General features: G+C 72.0%; 17 protein-coding genes. 9 read left to right on the top strand and 8 right to left on the bottom strand.

From position 1 onward, the window contains the following. Nucleotides 1-63: 63 nt before the first annotated feature. From ACSP50_RS38300 to ACSP50_RS38290, 3 genes are read left to right on the top strand one after another with little or no spacing between them, the layout of a single operon-like run. On the top strand, nt 64-777 hold the full coding sequence (locus ACSP50_RS38300; protein ID WP_014694707.1) for a cytidine deaminase: 714 nt from the start codon (nt 64-66) through the stop codon (nt 775-777). Next, the gene (locus tag ACSP50_RS38295; protein WP_014694706.1) at nt 774-2,051 is read left to right on the top strand and encodes a thymidine phosphorylase; all 1,278 of its coding nucleotides are present in this window, start codon (nt 774-776) and stop codon (nt 2,049-2,051) included. The genes ACSP50_RS38300 and ACSP50_RS38295 overlap by 4 nt, the downstream gene beginning before the upstream one ends. Nucleotides 2,052-2,057: 6 nt before the next feature. Next, complete coding sequence (locus ACSP50_RS38290; RefSeq protein ID WP_014694705.1) at nt 2,058-2,738, top strand: DUF4272 domain-containing protein; 681 nt, start codon at nt 2,058-2,060, stop codon at nt 2,736-2,738. Here ACSP50_RS38290 and ACSP50_RS38285 read toward each other — a convergent pair. Beyond that, on the bottom strand, nt 2,735-3,583 hold the full coding sequence (locus tag ACSP50_RS38285) for a putative RNA methyltransferase (RefSeq protein ID WP_014694704.1): 849 nt from the start codon (nt 3,581-3,583) through the stop codon (nt 2,735-2,737). The genes ACSP50_RS38290 and ACSP50_RS38285 overlap by 4 nt on opposite strands. A 65-nt stretch (nt 3,584-3,648) precedes the next feature. Here ACSP50_RS38285 and ACSP50_RS38280 point away from each other — a divergent pair, with 65 nt between their 5' ends. The 5 genes from ACSP50_RS38280 to ACSP50_RS38260 all read left to right on the top strand — a co-directional run bounded on the left by ACSP50_RS38280 (nt 3,649) and on the right by ACSP50_RS38260 (nt 10,241). Then, on the top strand, nt 3,649-4,773 hold the full coding sequence (locus ACSP50_RS38280) for an adenosine deaminase (protein WP_172898935.1): 1,125 nt from the start codon (nt 3,649-3,651) through the stop codon (nt 4,771-4,773). A 459-nt stretch (nt 4,774-5,232) separates the two neighbouring features. Beyond that, the gene (locus tag ACSP50_RS38275) at nt 5,233-8,778 is read left to right on the top strand and encodes a nitrate- and nitrite sensing domain-containing protein (RefSeq protein WP_014694702.1); all 3,546 of its coding nucleotides are present in this window, start codon (nt 5,233-5,235) and stop codon (nt 8,776-8,778) included. Further along, entirely contained in the window at nt 8,775-9,179 is a 405-nt protein-coding gene (locus ACSP50_RS38270) for a roadblock/LC7 domain-containing protein (protein ID WP_014447580.1), read from the top strand. The genes ACSP50_RS38275 and ACSP50_RS38270 overlap by 4 nt, the downstream gene beginning before the upstream one ends. An 89-nt stretch (nt 9,180-9,268) precedes the next feature. After that, complete coding sequence (locus tag ACSP50_RS38265; protein WP_043512999.1) at nt 9,269-9,649, top strand: DUF742 domain-containing protein; 381 nt, start codon at nt 9,269-9,271, stop codon at nt 9,647-9,649. A 1-nt stretch (nt 9,650) separates the two neighbouring features. Next, entirely contained in the window at nt 9,651-10,241 is a 591-nt protein-coding gene (locus tag ACSP50_RS38260) for an ATP/GTP-binding protein (protein ID WP_043512997.1), read from the top strand. Nucleotides 10,242-10,660: 419 nt separating this feature from the next. On the opposite strand, the gene ACSP50_RS38245 is transcribed toward ACSP50_RS38260, so the two are convergent. From ACSP50_RS38245 to deoC, 6 genes are all read right to left on the bottom strand, one after another. Beyond that, the gene (locus tag ACSP50_RS38245) at nt 10,661-11,371 is read right to left on the bottom strand and encodes an HAD family hydrolase (protein ID WP_014694699.1); all 711 of its coding nucleotides are present in this window, start codon (nt 11,369-11,371) and stop codon (nt 10,661-10,663) included. A gap of 411 nt (nt 11,372-11,782) precedes the next feature. Next, nucleotides 11,783-14,212 carry a transposase gene (locus ACSP50_RS38240; RefSeq protein ID WP_014694698.1) on the bottom strand — a complete coding sequence of 810 codons (2,430 nt, stop codon included), beginning with the start codon at nt 14,210-14,212 and terminating at the stop codon, nt 11,783-11,785. 64 nt (nt 14,213-14,276) lie between these two features. Beyond that, nucleotides 14,277-15,143, bottom strand: a complete 867-nt coding sequence (locus ACSP50_RS38235) for an RPC7 family DNA-directed RNA polymerase III subunit (RefSeq protein WP_014694697.1) — start codon at nt 15,141-15,143, stop codon at nt 14,277-14,279. Nucleotides 15,144-15,231: 88 nt separating this feature from the next. Continuing rightward, the gene (locus tag ACSP50_RS38230; protein ID WP_014694696.1) at nt 15,232-16,071 is read right to left on the bottom strand and encodes an aldehyde dehydrogenase family protein; all 840 of its coding nucleotides are present in this window, start codon (nt 16,069-16,071) and stop codon (nt 15,232-15,234) included. Further along, nucleotides 16,064-17,482 (bottom strand): aldehyde dehydrogenase family protein, encoded by a 1,419-nt coding sequence (locus tag ACSP50_RS38225; RefSeq protein WP_014694695.1) that lies wholly within the window; start codon nt 17,480-17,482, stop codon nt 16,064-16,066. The genes ACSP50_RS38230 and ACSP50_RS38225 overlap by 8 nt, the downstream gene beginning before the upstream one ends. Before the next feature lie 6 nt (nt 17,483-17,488). Continuing rightward, nucleotides 17,489-18,418 (bottom strand): deoxyribose-phosphate aldolase, encoded by a 930-nt coding sequence (gene deoC / locus ACSP50_RS38220; protein ID WP_014694694.1) that lies wholly within the window; start codon nt 18,416-18,418, stop codon nt 17,489-17,491. Nucleotides 18,419-18,478: 60 nt separating this feature from the next. Between deoC and upp the strand changes: the two genes are divergently transcribed. Continuing rightward, on the top strand, nt 18,479-19,111 hold the full coding sequence (upp, locus tag ACSP50_RS38215) for a uracil phosphoribosyltransferase (RefSeq protein WP_043516337.1): 633 nt from the start codon (nt 18,479-18,481) through the stop codon (nt 19,109-19,111). Nucleotides 19,112-19,144: 33 nt separating this feature from the next. Here upp and ACSP50_RS38210 read toward each other — a convergent pair whose 3' ends face one another. After that, on the bottom strand, nt 19,145-19,633 hold the full coding sequence (locus ACSP50_RS38210; RefSeq protein ID WP_043512993.1) for an 8-oxo-dGTP diphosphatase: 489 nt from the start codon (nt 19,631-19,633) through the stop codon (nt 19,145-19,147). Between the last annotated feature and the right edge of the window lie 86 nt (nt 19,634-19,719).

Below are 19,719 nucleotides of genomic sequence, written 5' to 3'. Positions count from 1 at the left end.
ATGCCCGGGCCTGGCCCGGGCATCTGTCGTTGACCGACGAAACAGTGGGGCAGAATCGAGATCATGGAGATCGACTGGGCGGCGCTACGAGCAGCCGCCATCGAGGTGATGCGCCGCGCCTACGTGCCCGCATCCGACTTCCCGGTCGGCGTCGCCGGCCTGGTCGACGACGGCCGGGTCATCGTCGGCTGCAACGTCGAGAACGCCTCCCTGGGCATGACCCTGTGCGCGGAGTGCGGACTGGTCAGCGCCCTGCACGCGAGCGGCGGCGGGCGGCTGGTGGCGATGTCCTGCGTGGATGCCACCGGCGCGCCGCTGATGCCGTGCGGGCGCTGCCGGCAGCTGCTCTGGGAGCACGGCGGGCCGGACATGCTGATCGAGGCGCTGCCCCGGCCGCTGCGGATGGACGAGTTGCTGCCGCACGCGTTCGGCTGGGTGGACATGGCCAAGGTCACCGGCCCGGCCGGCGGCCCGGAGGTGCCGGCCGAGCTCGCCAAGTGGCGCGGTCGGGGCACCGTCTTCGTGCACCCGGACCTGTCCGGCGGGGCGACGATCTGGACGGCCTACTGGGAGCGCTCGTCGGGCGCCCCGGGCACCGGCGAGGAGAAGGGCATCCTGGAGGAGGGGCCGAACTTCCCGGCCGCCTCGGCCGCGGTGGCCTGGGGTCTGGTCCGCAGTCCGCGGGTCGTGGTGGTGGATGCCGAGGGCGGACTGTCCTGGGCGGGCGAGGGAGAGCTGCCGGACGGTATTCCGCAGCGCTGGAAGGACGAGGCATGAGCGGGATCACTGCGGTAGACGTCATCCGGGCCAAGCGGGACGGCCGGGCGCTGTCCGACGCGCAGATCGACTGGGTGGTCGACGCGTACACCCGGGGGGTGGTCGCCGACGAGCAGATGTCCGCGCTGGCCATGGCGATCCTGCTGCGCGGCATGACGGCCGCCGAGATCGCCCGCTGGACCGCCGCGATGATCGCCAGCGGCGAGCGGCTGGACCTGTCCCCGGTGTCCCGGCCGACCGCCGACAAGCACTCCACCGGCGGCGTCGGCGACAAGATCACCCTGCCGCTGACCCCGCTGGTCGCCGCGTGCGGGGTGGCCGTGCCGCAGCTGTCCGGCCGGGGCCTCGGGCACACCGGCGGCACTCTGGACAAGCTGGAGTCGATCCCCGGCTGGCGGGCCCGGCTCGGCAACGACGAGTTCATCGGCCAGCTGCGCGACATCGGCGCGGTGATCTGCGCGGCCGGCGAGGGCCTGGCCCCGGCCGACCGCAAGCTGTACGCGCTGCGCGACGTGACCGGCACGGTCGAGGCGATCCCGCTGATCGCCAGCTCGATCATGAGCAAGAAGATCGCCGAGGGCACCGGCGCGCTGGTGCTCGACGTCAAGGTCGGTTCCGGCGCGTTCATGAAGGACCTGGCCAGCGCCCAGGAGCTGGCTCGGACCATGGTCCAGCTGGGCAAGGACAGCGGGGTCACCACGGTCGCGCTGCTCACCGACATGAGCACCCCGCTCGGCCTGGCCGTCGGCAACGCCAACGAGGTGGCCGAGTCGGTCGAGGTGCTGGCCGGCGGTGGCCCCTCCGATGTGGTGGAGCTGACCCTGGCCCTGGCCCGGGAGATGCTGTCCGCCGCCGGGGTGGACGCCGACCCGGAGAAGATGCTCGCCTCCGGCGCCGCGATGGACTCGTGGCGGGCGATGATCCGCGCCCAGGGCGGCGACCCGGACGCGCCGCTGCCCGGCCCGCGGCACACCGAGGTGCTCCGCGCGGCCGCCGACGGCGTGGTGACCACGATGGACGCGTACGGGATCGGGGTCGCCGCCTGGCGTCTCGGCGCCGGCCGCGCCCGCAAGGAGGACCCGGTCAGCTTCGGCGCCGGGGTGCAGCTCAAGGTCAAGCCCGGCGACCGGGTCAAGGCCGGTGACGTGCTGCTGGAACTGCGCACCGACGACGAGGGGCGGATCCCGGCGGCCCGCGCCGATGCACAGGCCGCGATCATGATCGGGACCGATGCCCCCGCCTCTGCCGGTCTGCTGCTGGACCGCATAGCCTGAGGCACCATGACGAAGGCCGCTCCCGATCCCCGCGCGGTTCGCGAGGCCAGCCTGGACGAGTTGGCCCGGCTGGATCTGCCGCTGCCACCGCCGTCCTTCCCGCTGGTCTGGGAGCTCGGCGACACGATAGAGCTGCGCCCGGTCGCCGAGCTGGAGGCCCGGGCCGCGGTGCTGCACGTGGTGGTCGCGCGGTGCTTCGGGATGCCCACCGAGGCGGCGATGAGCTGGCTGCTCAGCTCGCACCTGGTCGACCTGGTGACGCCGCCGGAGTGGCAGTTCGTGATCGGCGCGAAGGGCGACCACCGGTCGTTCGTGCTGCACCACGACGCGGTCTTTGCGCTGGCCTGGCTGCTCGGGCTGGGCCGGCACCTGGACCCGACCGTCCCGCCGGACGACAACCTGATGAGCCAGATGCCGGACCTGCCGGCCGGGGAGCCCTTCGGCCGGTGGCGGTCCCGGTCGCTGGTCGCGGTCCGCGACGCCGCCGAGGCCGCCGTCCTGCTCGACCTGTACTACTGCCTGGACTGGGCGTTCCAGGAGGCCGAGCAGGCCGGGCTGCCGCTGCCCGGTGAGGTGGACAGCAACGCGATCGGGCAGCGCCGGTGGGCACTGGAGTGGGCGGTCATCTTCCACGGGCCCTACCACGACAAACCGCCGGGCTGGGAAGAGGTCGATCTCTCGGTTTAAGGCTTTCGGGTGTACGTCGTGAGCACCACCGCCGCGGTCACCGTGACGTCGCGGGTGGGCAGCGACTCGACCGGGACGTGCCGGGCGCTCGGCGTCATCCCGATCAGGGTGCGGGCGGCGGCCGCGTCCAGCCGCATCGTGTGCCGGTGCGTGGTGGCGCCGACCGGCCGGAAATGATCGTCGAGGCTGCCGCTGACCCGGGCCGCCTTGTCCGGGTCGACCCGCAGCAGGCCGTGCTCGTCGACCAGCTCGCGCAGGTGGTCGGCGGCCGGGGTGACCACCAGCAGCCGGCCGTCCGGGCGCAGCACCCGGTGGAACTCGGAGCCGTTGCGCGGGGCGAAGACGTTCAGGATCACGGTGGCGGCGGCGTCCGCGACCGGGAGCGGGCGCCACAGGTCGGCCAGGACGGCGGCGGCGCGCGGGTGGGCGCGGGCGGCCCGGCGCAGCGCCGGCTTGGACACGTCCAGGCCGACGCCGAGGGTGGTCGGGCAGGCGTCCAGCACGTGGGCGAGGTAGTCGCCCGTCCCGGTGCCGGCGTCGAGGATCAGCGGCTCACGGCGTACGCCGAGCTGATCCTGATCGTGAATGTCCCGGTGGTCCGCGGTGGTGGCGGCCAGGGCCTCGGCGATGAAGCGGTAGTGACCGGCGGCCAGGAAACCGGCCCGGTCGGCGATCATCTCGGCGCTGTCGCCGGTGTGCGGCAGCCGGCCCGCGGAGAGATCCACGTAACCCTGCCGGGCCATGTCGAAGCTGTGCCCGAGCGGGCAGCGCAGCGCCCGGTCGTGCCGGGCCAGCGTCCCGCGGCACACCGGGCAGGTCAGGTACGGCAACGCGCCATCGATCATGGGGAGATTTTCCGCTCCGTTTTCCGGGTGGTGGGTGGGACGGCCGGACCGGCCTCTACGCTCTTCTGATGGCTGGCATCGCTTACCCCGAGATCGTCAAGGCTCCCAAGGTCCTGTTGCACGACCACCTGGATGGTGGCCTGCGTCCCGCCACGATCGTGGAGCTGGCCGCCGTGGCCGGGCACGAGCTGCCGGAGACCGACCCCGACCGGCTGGGTGAGTGGTTCGCCGCCGCCGCCGACTCGGGCTCGCTGGAACGGTACCTGGAGACCTTCGCGCACACCGTCGCCGTGATGCAGACCGTCGAGGGCCTGCACCGGGTGGCCCGCGAGTGCGCGCTCGACCTGGCCGCCGACGGCGTCGTGTACGCCGAGGTGCGGTACGCCCCGGAGCAGCACCTGGAGCGTGGCCTGAGCCTGGACGAGGTGGTCGAGGCGGTGGACGCCGGGTTCCGCGACGGCTGCGCCGAAGCGGCCGCCCAGGGCACCCCGATCCGGATCGGCACGCTGCTCACCGCGATGCGCCACGCCGCCCGCTCGCAGGAGATCGCCGAGCTGGCCGTCCGCTACCGCGACGCCGGGGTGGTCGGCTTCGACATCGCCGGCGCCGAGGCCGGCTTCCCGCCCACCCGGCACCTGGACGCGTTCGAGTACCTGCAGCGGGAGAACTTCCACTTCACCATCCACGCCGGCGAGGCGTTCGGCCTGCCGTCGATCTGGGAGGCCATCCAGTGGTGCGGCGCCGACCGGCTCGGGCACGGTGTCCGGCTGATCGACGACATCACCGCGACGGTGGCCGGACCCAGCTCGGTCACCCCGACCGGCGGCACCCACGCGGCGCCGCCGGTGCTCGGCCGGCTCGCGGCGTACGTGCGGGACAAGCGGATCCCGCTGGAGCTGTGCCCGTCGTCGAACGTGCAGACCGGCGCGGCCGAGTCGATCGCCACGCATCCGATCAAGCTGCTGCACGACCTGCGCTTCCGGGTCACCGTGAACACCGACAACCGGCTGATGAGCGGCACCTCGATGAGCCGGGAGATGAGCCTGCTCGCCGAGGCGTTCGGGTGGGGCTGGGCGGAGATGCAGTGGTTGACCATCAACGCGATGAAGTCGGCGTTCATCCCGTACGACGAGCGATTGGCGCTGATCAACGAGGTGATCAAGCCGGCGTACGCCAAGTTGCTCGGCTGAAATTCGTACAAATCAGGAAATTTGCTATTTTCCGGGAAACGAGCGAACGTACGTCTGGCGAAATTACCTGTCCGGTTCTGGGGCTCCACCGTTCGGCTACACTGCCGCCTACAAAGACGGCATAATCCGGCATTTGCCTTGCCGATCCCGGGGTCGGCGAGTCATCGTCAGTCCTGTCGCGATCGACTACGATCTGACCCGTCGGCCTGCGCCCACCCCCCAACGCCGCGCCGACCTCGTGAGTGACCTTGAGAAACCCGCACCGCTACAGGTAGTGATTTCAGACCGGCGATGTCCAACTACGACGTTGCAACATCGCGTCACACAACCGGTCCGTGTCCGCCTGCTCTTTCTCTTTGACACTCGTCGTGATGGAATCTCGGGGGCCCGACCCGGCGAGTCGGTCGTGCGCGGTGCCCGGCGAGCCGAATGCCGGGCCCGAATCAGGAGGACGGTGACGTGAGCAAGCGCCCTAGTGAGGCGGACGGCGTCATGTCGCGTCTGCGTCGACCCACGGGTCGGCTGCGAGACCTACCCATCTGGTCCAAGCTTGGTCTGATCATGCTTGTGCCGACCGTTGCGACGATCATCGTCGGTGTCAACGGCCTGGTCGAGCACATCGACCAGGCCGACACCGCGGACAACACCAGGACGCTCGCCACGCTGGCCCAGGCGGCCGGCGGGCTGGTCGACCAGCTGCAGGACGAGCGGGCCTACGCGATGCAGGTGGTGCTCGCGCCCAAGTCGCCCAAGGGCAACGAGGTGTTGACCGCCGCCACCAAGAAGTTCAACGACGAGCATGCCAAGGTCGAGGCGGCCAAGGATCCGTACGCGCAGCAGCGCGCGGCCCTGGACACCCAGCCCGACCGGGTCAACCTGCTGCTCTCCCGGCTGGACCACAACCTGGCCGACCTCGCGGCGTACCGCAGCAAGGTCACCAACAACACCGAGACCGAGCTCAGTGTTCAGGGCACCTACAACGCGCTGATCACCGACCTGCTCGCGGTCCGGGACGTCGCCGCCCAGCAGGCCACCGACACCGGCCTGAGCGACCACCTGCGCGCGGTCGCCGAGGTGGCCCGAGTCAAGGAGTTCGTCTCCCAGCAGCGGTTCATCGGCCTCCAGGTGATCGCCGGCGGCAAGTTCAGCACCGCGCTCCGGCAGGCCTTCCTCACCGCCAACACCGGTATCGACCTCGCCGAGAGAAACCTCAAGGCGGCGGCCACCGACGGTGAGAACGAGGTCTTCCTCAAGACCACCGACCAGAACGAGGCGCAGCGCGCCGCGACGAACCTGACCGAGCCGCTGCAGGCCACCCCGGGGACCGACATCTCCAACCTGCACCTCACCGCGGCCGGGTGGGACTCGGCGATGGCCGGCTACGACGACACGTTCCGGCAGGTCGAGCAGCAGCTCGACAAGAACATCGTGAACCAGGCCACCGACCTGCGGAACACCACCAACCGGACGGTCTTCGTCGAGACCAGCGTGCTGCTCGGCATGCTGCTGCTCGCCATCCTGTTCGCCTGGCTGGTCGCCCGCTCGATGGCCCGCTCGCTGCGTGAGCTGCGTCAGGGTGCCCTGGCGGTCGCCCAGTTCGGCCTGCCGCACGCGGTGAGCCGGCTGCGCGACCCGGCGCTGTCCACCTCGCTCACCCCGGCGCAGGTCGCCGACCAGATCGCCGAGCCGCTCCCGGTCCGCAGCCGGGACGAGTTCGGGCAGGTGACCGAGGCGTTCAACGCGGTCCACCTGGAAGCCGTGCGGACCGCGGCCGAGCAGGCCGCCCTGCGGGCCTCGGTCGCGACCATGTTCGTCAACCTCGCGCGTCGCTCGCAGATCCTGGTCGACCGGCTGATCGGTCACCTGGACCGGCTGGAGCGCGGCGAGGAGGACCCGGACCGGCTGGCCGAGCTCTTCCAGCTCGACCACCTGGCCACCCGGATGCGCCGCAACGACGAGAACCTCCTGGTCCTCGCCGGCGCGGACTCCACCCGTGTGCAGCGCGAGCCGGCCGCTCTGATCGACGTGCTGCGCGCCGCGCAGTCCGAGGTCGAGCACTACACCCGGATCGAGTTCGGCGTCATCGACCGGGAGATCGAGGTGGCGGCGCACGCCGTCAACGACATGGTCCACCTGGTCGCCGAGCTCTTCGACAACGCCACCGCCTTCTCCCCGCCGAACTCCAACGTGCTCGTCGAGGCGCGCCGGGTCGGCGAGACCGCGGTGCTCACCGTCGAGGACCACGGCATCGGCATCAGCCGCGAGCAGCTGCGCGACCTCAACGAGCGGCTGGCCAACCCGCCGACCGTGGACGTGGCCGTCTCCCGGATGATGGGCCTGGTCGTGGTCGCCCGGCTGGCGAACCGGCACTCGGTCCGCGTCGAGCTCCGCCCAGCCGACCGGGAACGGGGTACTGTCGCTGAGGTGGGCCTGCCCGTCACCGTCCTCGCTGCCGCGGTCTCCGGCCGGATGGGTGGCTACGACGCGCCGCCGGCCGCGATGCCGTCGTTCGGCGAGCCCCTCGCCCTGGAAAGCGGCCGCGGGGGATACCCGGGCGTCAACGGCAGTGCCAACGGCAGCACCAACGGCGGGGTCCCGGCCTGGTCCGACCTGACCGGCGCGGCGCCGTCCAACGGCTTCGGCGGGACCAACGGCTTCAACGGCGGTCCCACCGGCTTCGGCTCGGCCAACGGTTTCGGCGCCACGCCGAGCGGCTTCAGCCCCCCGGCGAACGGTTTCGGCGGGCAGAACGGTAGCGGCCCGAACGGTTTCGGTGGACAGAACGGCTTCGGCGGCGCGCCGAACGGCTTCGGTCCGCGCAGCAACGAGCCGATGCCCCCGCTGCCGTCCGGCCCGACCAGCAGCGGCCCGCAGGGTTTCGCCGGTCTCGACGAGCTGGTCCAGCGGCGCAACGGCAACGACTACCAGCGGCCCGACGGGGAGACCGGCGGCTTCGGCGCGACCATTCCGCGCCAGCTCCCGGCCAACCCGGAAAGCCAGGGCCGGTCGTCGTTCATGCCGCCGGTCTCGGCGCCGCCGGTGCCGTCGGCCCCGCCGGTGACCTCGGCCCCGCCGGTGCCGTCCGCGCCGCCGGTCTCCGCCGCCCCGATCTCGGCCGAGCCCACCTCGTTCGCCTCCGCGCCGCCGGCCTGGCCGCCGGTCGCCGGCGACCGCGAGACCGCCACTCCGCACGTCCCGGAGAACCTCGCTGCGGCGCTCGACATGACCGCCGAGATCCCGAGGTACCGCCCGGACACCGCCGAGCAGCGCCCCGAGGTGGCCCGGCCGATCGACCCGCCGCTGGCATCCCTGCCCGCGTCGGCCCCGCCGGCGTACGAGGCGATCGCCCCGGTCAGCGGCCCGGCCGCCGACCAGGCCACCGCGGCCGCGCAGATCTCCTCGGCCCGTGAGGGCGCGGTGCCGTTCGCCGACGAGACGATGGAGCTGCCGATCTTCCGCGAGCTCGAGTCGGCCTGGTTCACCACGACCCAGGCGACGGCCGCCAAGCCGTCGGTGGCCGGCACGGGCGAGGAAGCGGTGATCTCGCAGCGGATCCCGACCGGCGAGCCCACCACGCGTACCGCCGGGGTGCCCCAGCAGGCGGCCTCCCCGGAGGCCCGCGAGCTGGACACCGCGTCCGTCGGCGCGGCTCCCGCGGCTCCGGCGGCCGTCGCCGCCGGGTCCTACGCCGGCACCCCGTCGAACCCGTGGCAGACCGCGGCCGACGAGGGCTGGCAGGCCGCCCGCAAGGCGTCCGAAGTCAGCATCGACACGACCACCACGGCGGGCCTGCCCAAGCGCACGCCGATGGCGCAACTCGTCCCCGGCGGTGTTGACCGGGGCGGTAACTCCGTCCAGCGCCGTACTCCCGAAGGGGTCCGCGGTCTGCTGTCCGCGTACCACCGGGGTGTGCAGCGCGGTCGCACCAAGGAACAATCGACCAACCTGGAGGAGACTCCGGGAGGGCAGCAGCCCTCGCAGGCTGGCAAGGAGCATGAGGCATGACATCTACGCAGGATCTCGGTTGGCTTCTCGCCAACTTCGCTGACCGCGTTCCCGGGGTCGCGCACGCGATCGCGGTCTCCGCCGACGGCCTGCTCCTGGCAGCCTCGCGGGATCTTCCCCGGGACCGTGCCGACCAGCTCGCGGCCATCGCGTCCGGCCTGGTCAGCCTGACCCAGGGCGCCGCGCGGTGCTTCGAGGGCGGCGCTGTTCTGCAGACGGTGGTGGAGATGGACAATGGGTTCCTGTTCCTGATGTCCATCTCCGACGGCTCCTCGTTCGCGGTACTCGCGGCTCGCAGCTGCGACGTCGGTCAGGTCGGCTACGAAATGGCCCTCCTGGTCGACCGCGTCGGCGAGGCGCTTACCCCCGCGCCGCGGTCCGCGGCCGGGGTGCTGGGCTGAAGGCGCGGTGAGCCGGCCCATCCGGCTACTGTCCAAAATCTTGAGAACCAATACACTTCGAGTGGCCGAGGGAGGGGTTGACGGTGACGATGCCGGAGCGTGATGAACCGACCGGATCGCTGGTCAGGCCGTACGCCGTGACCCGCGGTCGAACCCGGCCGAAACTTGAGATAGCGCTGGAAGCGCTGGTCGAGACAACCGTACGCGGCCGATCCGGAATGATCCGCAGCGGACAGGGTGGAAGCGAGCATCAGTACATCGCGGCGATGTGCGACAACGGCCGAGTGCAGTCGCTCGCGGAAATCGCCGCACGCATGCAACTGCCGCTCGGTGTGGCACGGGTGATCGTCGCGGACATGGCCTCCGACGGCCTGCTCGCGGTGTACGAGCCCACCTCGCTCGAGGACGAGACCGACGCGGTAGGCACGGAACTGCTGGAAAGGGTGCTGAGTGGACTTCGCAGGCTCTGACATGTCGCAACGTCCCGCTGCGGGCGGACGCGTGACATCGGCGAAGATTGTCATCGCCGGTGGCTTCGGCGTCGGTAAGACGACGCTGGTGGGGTCGGTCTCGGAGATCACCCCACTGACCACCGAGGCGATCATGACTTCGGCCGGTGTGGGTGTCGATGACAACCGGCAGGTGCCGGGCAAGATGACCACCACCGTGGCCATGGACTTCGGCCGGATCAGCATCGACCGGGACCTGATCCTGTACCTTTTCGGCACGCCTGGCCAGACGCGGTTCTGGTTCATGTGGGACGAGCTGGTCCGGGGCGCCATCGGTGCGGTCGTGATGGTGGACACGCGTCGGCTCGCCGACTGCTTCGCCGCCATCGACTTCTTCGAGCACCGCCGCCTGCCCTACCTGGTGGCGATCAACTGCTTCGACGGCATGCAGTACCACAACCCGCAGGACGTCCGGGACGCTTTGGCGATCTCGAGCGACGTGCCGGTCGTGAGCTGCGACGCCCGCAACCGCGAGTCGACGAAGAACGTCCTCATCTCGCTCGTCGAGTATGTGCTGACGATGCGTCGGACGCGCGCGGTGGCGCCGGCCTGACAGTCGGTTGAGCCCCGCTCCGCTCGGCGGAGCGGGGCTTTCGCGCGCTTGCGGACAGGTCTTCTCCGCAGCCGATCAACAACGGTGAGTAGTATCCGCCGCCTGCCGCCTGCCGCCTGCCGCCTGCCGCCTGCCGCCTGCCGCCTGCCGCCTGCCGCCCGCCGCCCGTGCCCTGCCCGTGCTTGTGCCTGCCGCCCGGGGCCCTGCCCGTGCTTGTGCCTGCGGCCCGCCGCCCGCCCCCGCGCCCGCCGCCCGTGCCCGCACCTGCCGATACCGACTGCTGTCGACGCGGGGCCGCTGCCGACGCGCCGGGGCTCCGGCTGCCTGCCGCTCCCGGCGCCGCCTGTCGCGGGTTGTCGACCGGCGACTGCCGCCGACCACCATCGCGGGCCGCTGGTCCGTAGGCGGCCGGGCTCGTCTCAGGTGTGATCGGATAGAGCGGGAAGCCCCAGGAGAGCGGGCAGCGCGGACAGGTCCGGAATCTGATGATCCGGGACGTAGGTGTCCGGGTCGGTGCGGAGTTCGCCGACTCCGGGATAGGCCGCGTTGGTGACCAGAATCGGTCGCATCCCGGCTCGGCGGGCGCCGTCGTGCTCCCGGCTGCCGCCGTCACCGACGAACCAGCACTCCGCCGGCGCGACATCGAGGCGGGCGGCCACCGCCGCGTACAGCCGGGGATCGGGCTTGCGACAGCCCTCGCGCCAGGAGAAGACCGGGGTGTCGATCATCGGGGCGTACGGTGTGTCGGGCCACGCCTCGCACAATTCGCTCGAACAGTCGCTGAGAAGGCCCAGACGGTAGCCGCGCGCCCGGAGCTGACCGAGTACCCGGATCGCCTCCGGTCGCGGCCTGCGGACCGTCTCAGCGCCCGCATGATGGGTGGCGACCGCTGCGGTCAATCGTTCCTCGGACGGATCGGCATCGCAGGCCTGGGCCATCGCCCGCAGAGTGTCCCGGGTGCTGCCGTAGACACCGGTCGCCCGCCGCCCGAAACTTTCCGTCATCGCCGCGACGAACCGGTCCACCGGCACCCCGAGCCGGCTCGCGGTGGCGGCGAACGTGGCGAGCCGGTCGTTCTCGGCCGCCGGGTCGGTGAGCGTACCGAAGAAGTCGAAGACGATGGCCCGCATCCTGCCAGCATGGATCATCCACGATGGCCGGTCACCGCAGGGTGCAACCGTCCCACATCGATCCGGGTGCTCGTCGGCGGTGTGACGAAGCGGGCGGTGTGACGAAGCGGGTGGTGCGACAAGGCGGGTGGTGCGACAAGGCGGGTGGTGCGACAAGGCGGGCGGTGCGACAAGGCGGGCGGTGCGACAAGGCGGGTGGTGCGACAAGGCGGGTGGTGCGACAAGGCGGGTGGTGCGACAAGGCGGGTGGTGCGACAAGGCGGGTGGTGCGACAAGGCGGGCGGTGCGACAAGGCGGGCGGTGCGACAAGGCGGGCGGTGTGACAAGGCGGGCGGTGTGACGAAGCGGGCGGTATGACGAAGCCGAGCCCACCCGGGGGAGGACTCGGCTTCGGTGATGCTCAGGACCGGGTCAGCGGCCGCCGCCGTAGCCCGCCCCGTTGCGGTACTCGTCGGCGCCCTCGCGGTCGCGGGTGAAGTCCCAGCCGCCGGCGGCCTCGCGGCCCGGGCGGCCGCCCATGGCGAAGCCGCCGATCTCCTGGCCGCGCCGCCAACCCCGGAAGTAGCCGGTGGTGTGCGCCGCGATCGATGCCGCGTCCCGGACGATGCGCAGCGGGCGCTCGTCGCGGACCGTGGCGCCGGGCACCAGGTTGGCCTGGGGGACCCGCTTCGGCAGACCGGCCGAGGTTTCCGCGGCGACGGCCGGGGTGGCCGCCTTCTCCGCGGCGCGCCAGCCGCTGTCGTTCGGGTTGGCCCAGTCGACATTGCCGGAGTCACCGGTGCTGGTGCCGCCGGTGAACCAGGCCGACCGGGCGGCCGCGAAGATCAGCAGGTCGCCGTCGCTGCCGTCGGACGGCACCGGCGGGGTGCTGCTGCGGTCCAGCGCGGTGACCTTCGGCGGGAGGCTGTCGACGCCGCGGGCACCGCCGTCGACCACCCGCAGCGAGGGCGGATCACCGAGCTGGTCGAGCCCGGGCAGCTTGGCCCGGCCGCCGCCGTTGAGCTGGGACTCGACCAGGCGCAGGGCGGGCGGTTCCTTCGGCATGTCCTGCCACGGGGGCCTGATCCGGCCGTCGGCACCGGCCCCGCTCACCGAGGCGGCGGGCAGCGCGGCATCGTCGCCGCCGTTGTTCAGCAGCGGCCAGTTGGCCCGCGAGCCCGGCTCCGCGCTCTCGGCGCCGGGACGCTGGGCCGGCATCGGCAGGGCGAAGTCGGTGGGTCCGGCCGCCGCGCCGTTGGTGGCGGGGGACGGGGCCGCCGACCGGGTGCTGGGCCGGGCCGGGATGACCGTGCGCTGCCGCTCGGCCCGGGCCCGGTTCAGCTCGGCGTTGGTGAGGGTGGGCCGGAACGGCTCGCCCGCCTCGGCCGGGGTCGGGGTGCCACCCGGCGAGACCGGGTTGCGAGCGGCCGGCGAGACCGGATTGCGCGCGGCCGGCGACAGCGGAGCCGAGGACGGCGCCGGTGACAGCGGGCTGCGCGCGGCCGGCGAGAGACCACCCGACGTGCCGGAAAGGCTCGAAGTGCCGGAAAGGCCTGACGTGCCGGCGAGGCCCGACGTGCTGGCGAGGCCCGGCGTCCGGCTTCCCGGCACCGGCCGCGAACCCGGCGTGATCGGCGTCATCCCCGGCGGAGGCGGCGGCACCGACACCGGCCGGTTGCCCGGCGTCGAGACCCGTCCCGGCAGCCCGTTGGCCGCGGCCGGCGCCACCGGCGGCGGCGTGATCGGATCGGGAGCGACCGGCGGAGCGTTCATCGGCCGCGGCGTCGCCGGCCCGTTGCCCAGCCCGGCCGGCTCAGGACGACCCAGCCCGGCCACTGCCGGCTCGGGGCGACCCAGGCCGGCCGCGGCCGGCTCGGAGCGACCCCGGCGAGCGAACCGCGAACCCAGCTCGGAGCTCGGCGTGGCGGCGGCCGGCTCGGCGGCCCGGCGGGTGGCCCGCCGCCCCACGTTCGGCTCGGCTGCCGGGCCACCGGACCGGGCGGCGAGCGTGCCGACCAGCGCGGCGCAGCCGGCGTCGCAGGTGCGCACCGCGGCGATGGCGTGCCGGACCGCCTCGGCGGCGGCCGGGGCCAGTGACTTGTTGACGCCGCCGCGGCGCGGCGACTCGCTGATCGCCACCTGCAGTGCGGTGATGAACGAGAAGATCTGGTCCTCGGAGCCGACGCCGGCCCGGGTGAGCTCGGCGGCGACCTCCTGCGCGGCGTGTTCCGGGTCGCCGCCGCGGCCGGTCAGCCGGCCGGGCTCGGGGATCGCCTCGAGGACGGCCATGGCGATCGGGTGCGCCGGGTCCGGATAGGCCCGCAGGGCGGCCGGGTACAGCTCGCGCAGCACCTCGCGCAGCGCGGCCGCGGCCGCATTGCGCCCGACCAGCATGGCCACGTGCGCGGCCAGCACCGGTTTGTAGCTGACCAGCTCGCGCGGGGCGGGCAGGGTGACCGCGGCGATCGCCCCGGCCTGCAGGGCCCGGGCCAGCCCGACTGCCCGCCGGGCGGCGGCCGGGGCGTTGATCTCCTCGGGGGAGTCGTCGTCCGAGAAGCGCTCGGCGAAGTCGTCCGCGTCGTCGTCGTCGACCACGACCAGCGGCCGGCCGGCGGCGGTCAGCAGCGACGTGACGACGTGGTCGTCACTGTCGGCGGCCACGGCCGCGTCGCTGAACCCCGTCGTACGTTCCACGAGCAGCGTTCCCAGCAGGGCGTAACCGGCCGGGTCGTCGCTGATCTCGTGGACGCCGAGCAGCCGGCCTGCGTCGTCCACCACGGCGATGGTCAGTGGAGCGGCCGTGGCCGATCGCACCGCATCATCAGCCGACGCCAGACCGCAGTACACGCGCACGAGCGCCACGGCGTCGTCCTCCTCCCCGGGAGTGCTTCTCTGTGGCCAAGGACTGATGTTCCCTGGTAATCGGTCAGTCACGCCAGTCCACAGCAGCAGAGATCTTGCCGATCACCGAACGCCAGCCGAGACTCGCCTGTTGTGCCCCGATTTTCTTCAGCCGGCGGCGCCCGAAGAATCCGCCCATGCCACCGTTCTGCGCGGTGCGGAGGGACTCGTCGAGGTCGTCGAGCGGGGAACCGGGCGACAGGGCCAGGATCACCGGCTTGAGCCGAAGCGCGTACCCGAGGTCACGGGCCACCTCGCCGGCGGCGATGAGCAGCGGCAGATCCCAGGTGTCGTGCCCGCCGCGCAGGTTCTCCACCACGAGGTCGAGTTCGTAACGCTCCTCCGGCAGCGGGTCGATGTCGCTCGACTGTACCCGCTCGGCCAGGGCACCCCAGGTGTCCAATTGTGCGAGATCGTGGGGAGCACCCGAACGAATGAAGGAGACCAGCGACTCGGCGTTCTTGAAGGCGAGCAACCGGCCCTTGTGGCTGAGGAACATGGGTACTTCCTCATCGTCCGGCTGGGTGCTCGCCTCCGCCGCCTCGTCATCGGACTCGGCCTTCTCGTCGGAAGCCGTCTCGTCCTCGTCGTCACCCTCGGCGAGCAGCGCCTCGTACTCCTCGTCGACGATCACGCCCTCCTCGCCGTCCTCGTCGAGGGCGGCGCGCTTGCGCGTGTCGAACGGGTCCTCCTCCTCGGCCTCGATCTCGGTCGGGGTCAGCTCGGAGACCGACCGGTAGGCGCGGAGGGTCAGGCCCACGCCGCCCGGGAGAGCGATCTCGACCGGCTCGACACGGACTTCGTCCCAGAGCTCACGCCCGTTGAGCCCCTCGGCTTGGGACTTCTCGGCCACCGGCGCGGACGCCTCGGGCTCGTCGGACTGGCTGGTCACGGTTGACCTCCGGGTTGATCTGGGCGGGACGGGTGACTACGGGCACATACCCTAGTCCGCAACGCTGTGTGACAGCGGCCCCGCCCCGTCAGTAGCCCTTCGGGTGCCAGACCGTCTTCGTCTCCAGTAACGACGTCATCGGCTTCAGGCCCGGGTCAGCCAGGAAATCAGGCTGCTCCGCGGGGCGGATCACCCGCTTGAGCGTGCCGGCGGCGGTGCGTTCGAGTTCGGCTGCCACCGAGGGCGCGGCGCCGGTGAGGTCGACGGCGTTGACGTCGGCGTGCGCGGCCAGCCACGGGGCGGTCTCGGCGTACGCCCCGGTCAGGATGTTGACCACGCCGCCGGGCACGTCCGAGGTGGCCAGCACCTCGGCCAGGGTGATCGCGATCTGCGGGTCGGCGGCCAGCACCACGGTCGTGTTCCCGGTCACGATCGCCGGGGCCAGCACGCTGACCAGTCCGAGCAGGCCGGCCGGCGCGACGACGGCGACCACCCCGGTGGGCTCCGGCGCGGAGATGTTGAAGAACGGCCCGGCCACCGGGTTCGCCCCGCCGGCCACCTGGGCGATCTTGTCGGACCAGCCGGCGTACCAGATCCAGCGGTCGATCGCGGCGTCCACCTCGGCCGCGGGCACGCCGAGGCCGGTGAACTCGGCCCGCCGCGCCTCGACCATCTCGGCGATCCGATACAGGATCTGACCGCGGTTGTACGCCGTGGCGCCGGCCCACCCGGGCTGTGCGGCCCGGGCCGCCACCACCGCGTCGCGGGCGTCCTTGCGGGAGGCGAGGGCCACGTTGTCGCCGTCTGCCACGAACGTCCGTCCTGATTCGCTGCGCGGGAACTTGCCGCCGATGTAGAGCTTGTACGTCTTGCGCACGGTGAGCCGGGGGGTCGCCGCCGGCTCCACGAGCTTCGCTGACTTAGGCAAGGTACGCCTCCAGGCCGTGGCGGCCACCCTCGCGGCCGTAGCCGGACTCCTTGTAGCCGCCGAACGGCGACGCCGGGTCGAACTTGTTGAACGTGTTGGCCCACACCACGCCGGCGCGGAGTTTGTCGGCGACCGCCAGGATCCGGGAACCCTTCTCGCTCCAGATGCCGGCGGACAACCCGTACGGCGTGTTGTTGGCCTTCTCGACGGCCTCGGCCGGGGTGCGGAAGGTGAGCACCGACAACACCGGCCCGAAGATCTCCTCGCGGGCGATCCGGTGGGCCTGGGTCACCCCGGTGAAGATCGTCGGCGGGAACCAGAACCCGCGGTCGGGCAGGTCGCAGGCCGGCGACCAGCGGGCCGCGCCCTCCTGCGCCCCGATTTCCGACAACTCCGAGATGCGGGCCAGCTGGGCCGCGGAGTTGATCGCCCCGATGTCGGTGTTCTTGTCCAGTGGATCACCGACCCGCAGCGTGCCCATCCGCCGCTTCAGCGACTCCAGCAGCTCCTCGAAGATCGACTCCTGGACCAGCAGCCGCGACCCGGCGCAGCACACGTGACCCTGGTTGAAGAAGATCCCGTTGACGATCCCCTCGACCGCCTGGTCGATCGGCGCGTCGTCGAACACGATGTTCGCCGCCTTGCCGCCCAGCTCCAGGGTGAGCCGCTTGCCGGTGCCGGCCACCGTGCGGGCGATCTCCCGGCCCACCTCGGTGGAGCCGGTGAACGCCACCTTGTCGACGTCCGGGTGGGCCACCAGGTAGGCCCCGGTGTCGCCGGCCCCGGTGACGATGTTGACCACCCCGGGCGGCAGCTCGGCCTGCCGGCACACGTCGGCGAAGAACAGCGCGGACAGCGGGGTGGTCTCGGCCGGTTTGAGCACCACGGTGTTGCCGGTGGCCAGCGCGGGCGCGACCTTCCACGCGAGCATCAGCAGCGGGAAGTTCCACGGGACGACCTGCGCGGCCACGCCGAGCGGCCGCGGGTCGGCGCCGAACCCGGCGTAGGGCAGCTTGTCCGCCCAGCCCGCGTAGTAGAAGAAGTGCGCGGCGACCAGCGGCAGGTCGACGTCCCGGGCCTCCCTGATCGGCTTCCCGTTGTCCAGCGACTCGAGAACCGCCAGCTCGCGGGACCGCTCCTGGATGATCCGGGCGATCCGGAACAGGTACTTCGCCCGCTCCGCCCCGGGCAGGGCGGACCAACCGGTGAAGGCGCGGCGGGCGGCCGCCACCGCGCGGTTGACGTCCTCCGGACCGGCCATGGCGACCTCGGCCAGCACCTCCTCGGTCGCCGGATTGACCGTCTTGAAGACAGAGCCGGACCCCTGGAACTCGCCGTCGATGAAGAGCCCGTAGGACGGCTCCAGGGAGACGATCGAGCGGGATTCCGGCGCCGGTGCGTATGCGAACATGGCCCCTCAGTCCAGGGTGAAGTAGTCAGGACCGGAGTAGTGCCCGGTGGCCAGCTTGGTGCGCTGCATCAGCAGATCGTTGAGCAGCGAGGAGGCTCCGAACCGGAACCAGTCCGGGCTGAGCCAGTCGTCGCCGACCGTCTCGTTGATCAGCACCAGGTATTTGATCGCGTCCTTGGTGTTCTTGATCCCGCCGGCCGGCTTCACCCCGACCTGCCGCCCGTGCCGTGCCCGGAAGTCGCGGACCGCCTCCAGCATCACCAGGGTGATCGGCAGCGTGGCGTTGACCGACACCTTGCCGGTGGAGGTCTTGATGAAGTCGGCCCCGGCCAGCATCGCCAGCCAGGACGCGCGGCGGACGTTGTCGTACGTCGCCAGCTCGCCGGTCTCCAGGATGACCTTGAGGTGGGCGCCGCCGCAGGCTTCCTTCACCGCGACGATCTCGTCGAACACCCGGGTGTAGTCGCCGGCCAGGAACGCGCCCCGGCTGATCACCATGTCGATCTCGTCGGCCCCGGCCGCGACCGCGGCCCGGGTGTCGGCGAGTTTCACCTCGAGCGGGGCCTGCCCGGACGGGAACGCGGTGGCCACGCTGGCCAGGTGGACCCCGGAGCCGGCCAGCGCCTCGGCGGCCACCGGGACCATCGCGGGGTAGACGCAGATCGCGCCGACCGCGGGGCAGGACGGGTCGGCCGGGTCGGGCCGCCGTCCCTTGGCGCACAGCGCGCGCACCTTGCCGGGCGTGTCGGCGCCCTCGAGGGTGGTCAGGTCGACCATCCGGATCGCCAGGTCGATGGCCCGGGCCTTGCTGCTCGTCTTCACCGATCGGGTGCCGAGCGCGGCCGCCCTGGCCTCGACGCCCACCTTGTCGACCCCGGGGAGGCCGTGCAGGAGGGCGCGGAGATCGGACAGCCCGATGGACGCTGTCGCAGTCATGAGACTGATTCTATGCGACCCGAGGTCAGTTGATCTTGAATGAACGGTAGGTTGATCGCCGTGGACGTCCTTGTCGTAGATCACCCGCTGGCCCAGACCCGGCTCACCGCGATGCGCCGGTCCGAGACCGAGTCCGGGGTCTTCCGCGCCTCGCTGCACGAGCTGACCACGATGGTGGTCTACGAGGCCGCCCGCCTCTTCGCGGTCGAGAAGTTCCCGATCCAGACCCCGGTCGCGGCGACCGAGGGCACCCGGCTGGCCAATCCGCCGCTGATCGTCCCGGTGTTGCGGGCCGGGCTGGGGATGGCCGACGCCGCGCTGGCGCTGCTGCCGGAGTCGTCGATGGGCTTCGTCGGCCTGGCGCGCGACGAGGAGACGCACGAGCCCCGGGCGTACATGGAGTCGCTCCCGGCCGATCTGGCCGGCCAGCCGGTGCTGGTCCTCGACCCGATGCTGGCCACCGGCGGTTCGCTGCTGCACTGCTGCCGGCTGCTGGCCGACCGCGGCTGCACCGACATCATCATCTGCTGCGTGCTGGCCGCGCCGGAGGGTGTCGACCGCCTGGCCGCCTCCGACCTGCCGCTGCGCCTGGTCACCGCGTCGATCGACCAGGGTCTCAACGAGAAGGCCTACATCGTGCCCGGTCTGGGCGACGCCGGTGACCGTCAGTTCGGCGGCATGCGCCGCTTCTGAGATCAACGGCTTGCGGCGGTACGCCGTGGGCCCTCACCCCGTCGTGTAACCCCACGACTGGGCTTTCCCGCCGGCGAACGGCATCACGCCGTGGAACACCCGCGGCTGCTCGGCGAAGACCAGGGGCAGGAAGTGCCGGTCGGACTCCCACATGGGTACCCGGCCGGCCAGCACGTCGGCGACCGCCATCCAGTGCAGCGACCCCTCCGGGTTGCCGGTCAGCGGCGTGCCGGACCACTCCGGGATCCGGAACAGGAAGCCGAACCAGTTCTCCCCGTCGCGCCCGAAGCCGGGCCAGGAGACGGTGCCGGCCAGGTCGACCCGGTGGCACTCGAGGCCGGCCTCCTCGGCGATCTCGCGGCGCATTCCGGCGACCACGTCCTCGTCCGGGTGCAATTTGCCGCCCAGACCGTTGTAATAGCCGTAATGCAGGTCGTCGGGCCGGGTGTCGCGGCGGATCATCAGAATCCGATCACCACCGGGAGACAGGACGTAACCGAGCGTAGCGAGGATGGACCGCATGACAGGGCAGCGTAGGACCGCCCGGCCGGCCTCGCGCGCGCCGCGCTGAGAAATCGGTAGCAAGGGAGAATGCTGTACCATGTCGT

It is taken from the genome of Actinoplanes sp. SE50/110 (genome assembly GCF_900119315.1).
Classification (GTDB): domain Bacteria; phylum Actinomycetota; class Actinomycetes; order Mycobacteriales; family Micromonosporaceae; genus Actinoplanes.
The sequence above is the reverse complement of the archived record's forward strand: the minus strand, read 5'-3'. Positions and strand labels throughout refer to the sequence as shown.

Excerpts from the sequence above, each read along its gene's own strand:
- ACSP50_RS38225 (WP_014694695.1), bottom strand. The coding sequence starts at position 17,482 with ATGTTCGCATACGCACCGGCGCCGGAATCCCGCTCGATCGTCTCCCTG.
- ACSP50_RS38265 (WP_043512999.1), top strand. The coding sequence starts at position 9,269 with ATGCCGGAGCGTGATGAACCGACCGGATCGCTGGTCAGGCCGTACGCC.
- ACSP50_RS38210 (WP_043512993.1), bottom strand. The coding sequence starts at position 19,633 with ATGCGGTCCATCCTCGCTACGCTCGGTTACGTCCTGTCTCCCGGTGGT.
- ACSP50_RS38270 (WP_014447580.1), top strand. The coding sequence starts at position 8,775 with ATGACATCTACGCAGGATCTCGGTTGGCTTCTCGCCAACTTCGCTGAC.
- ACSP50_RS38260 (WP_043512997.1), top strand. The coding sequence starts at position 9,651 with ATGTCGCAACGTCCCGCTGCGGGCGGACGCGTGACATCGGCGAAGATT.
- ACSP50_RS38290 (WP_014694705.1), top strand. The coding sequence starts at position 2,058 with ATGACGAAGGCCGCTCCCGATCCCCGCGCGGTTCGCGAGGCCAGCCTG.
- ACSP50_RS38285 (WP_014694704.1), bottom strand. The coding sequence starts at position 3,583 with ATGATCGATGGCGCGTTGCCGTACCTGACCTGCCCGGTGTGCCGCGGG.
- ACSP50_RS38295 (WP_014694706.1), top strand. The coding sequence starts at position 774 with ATGAGCGGGATCACTGCGGTAGACGTCATCCGGGCCAAGCGGGACGGC.
- ACSP50_RS38300 (WP_014694707.1), top strand. The coding sequence starts at position 64 with ATGGAGATCGACTGGGCGGCGCTACGAGCAGCCGCCATCGAGGTGATG.
- deoC (WP_014694694.1), bottom strand. The coding sequence starts at position 18,418 with ATGACTGCGACAGCGTCCATCGGGCTGTCCGATCTCCGCGCCCTCCTG.
- ACSP50_RS38245 (WP_014694699.1), bottom strand. The coding sequence starts at position 11,371 with ATGCGGGCCATCGTCTTCGACTTCTTCGGTACGCTCACCGACCCGGCG.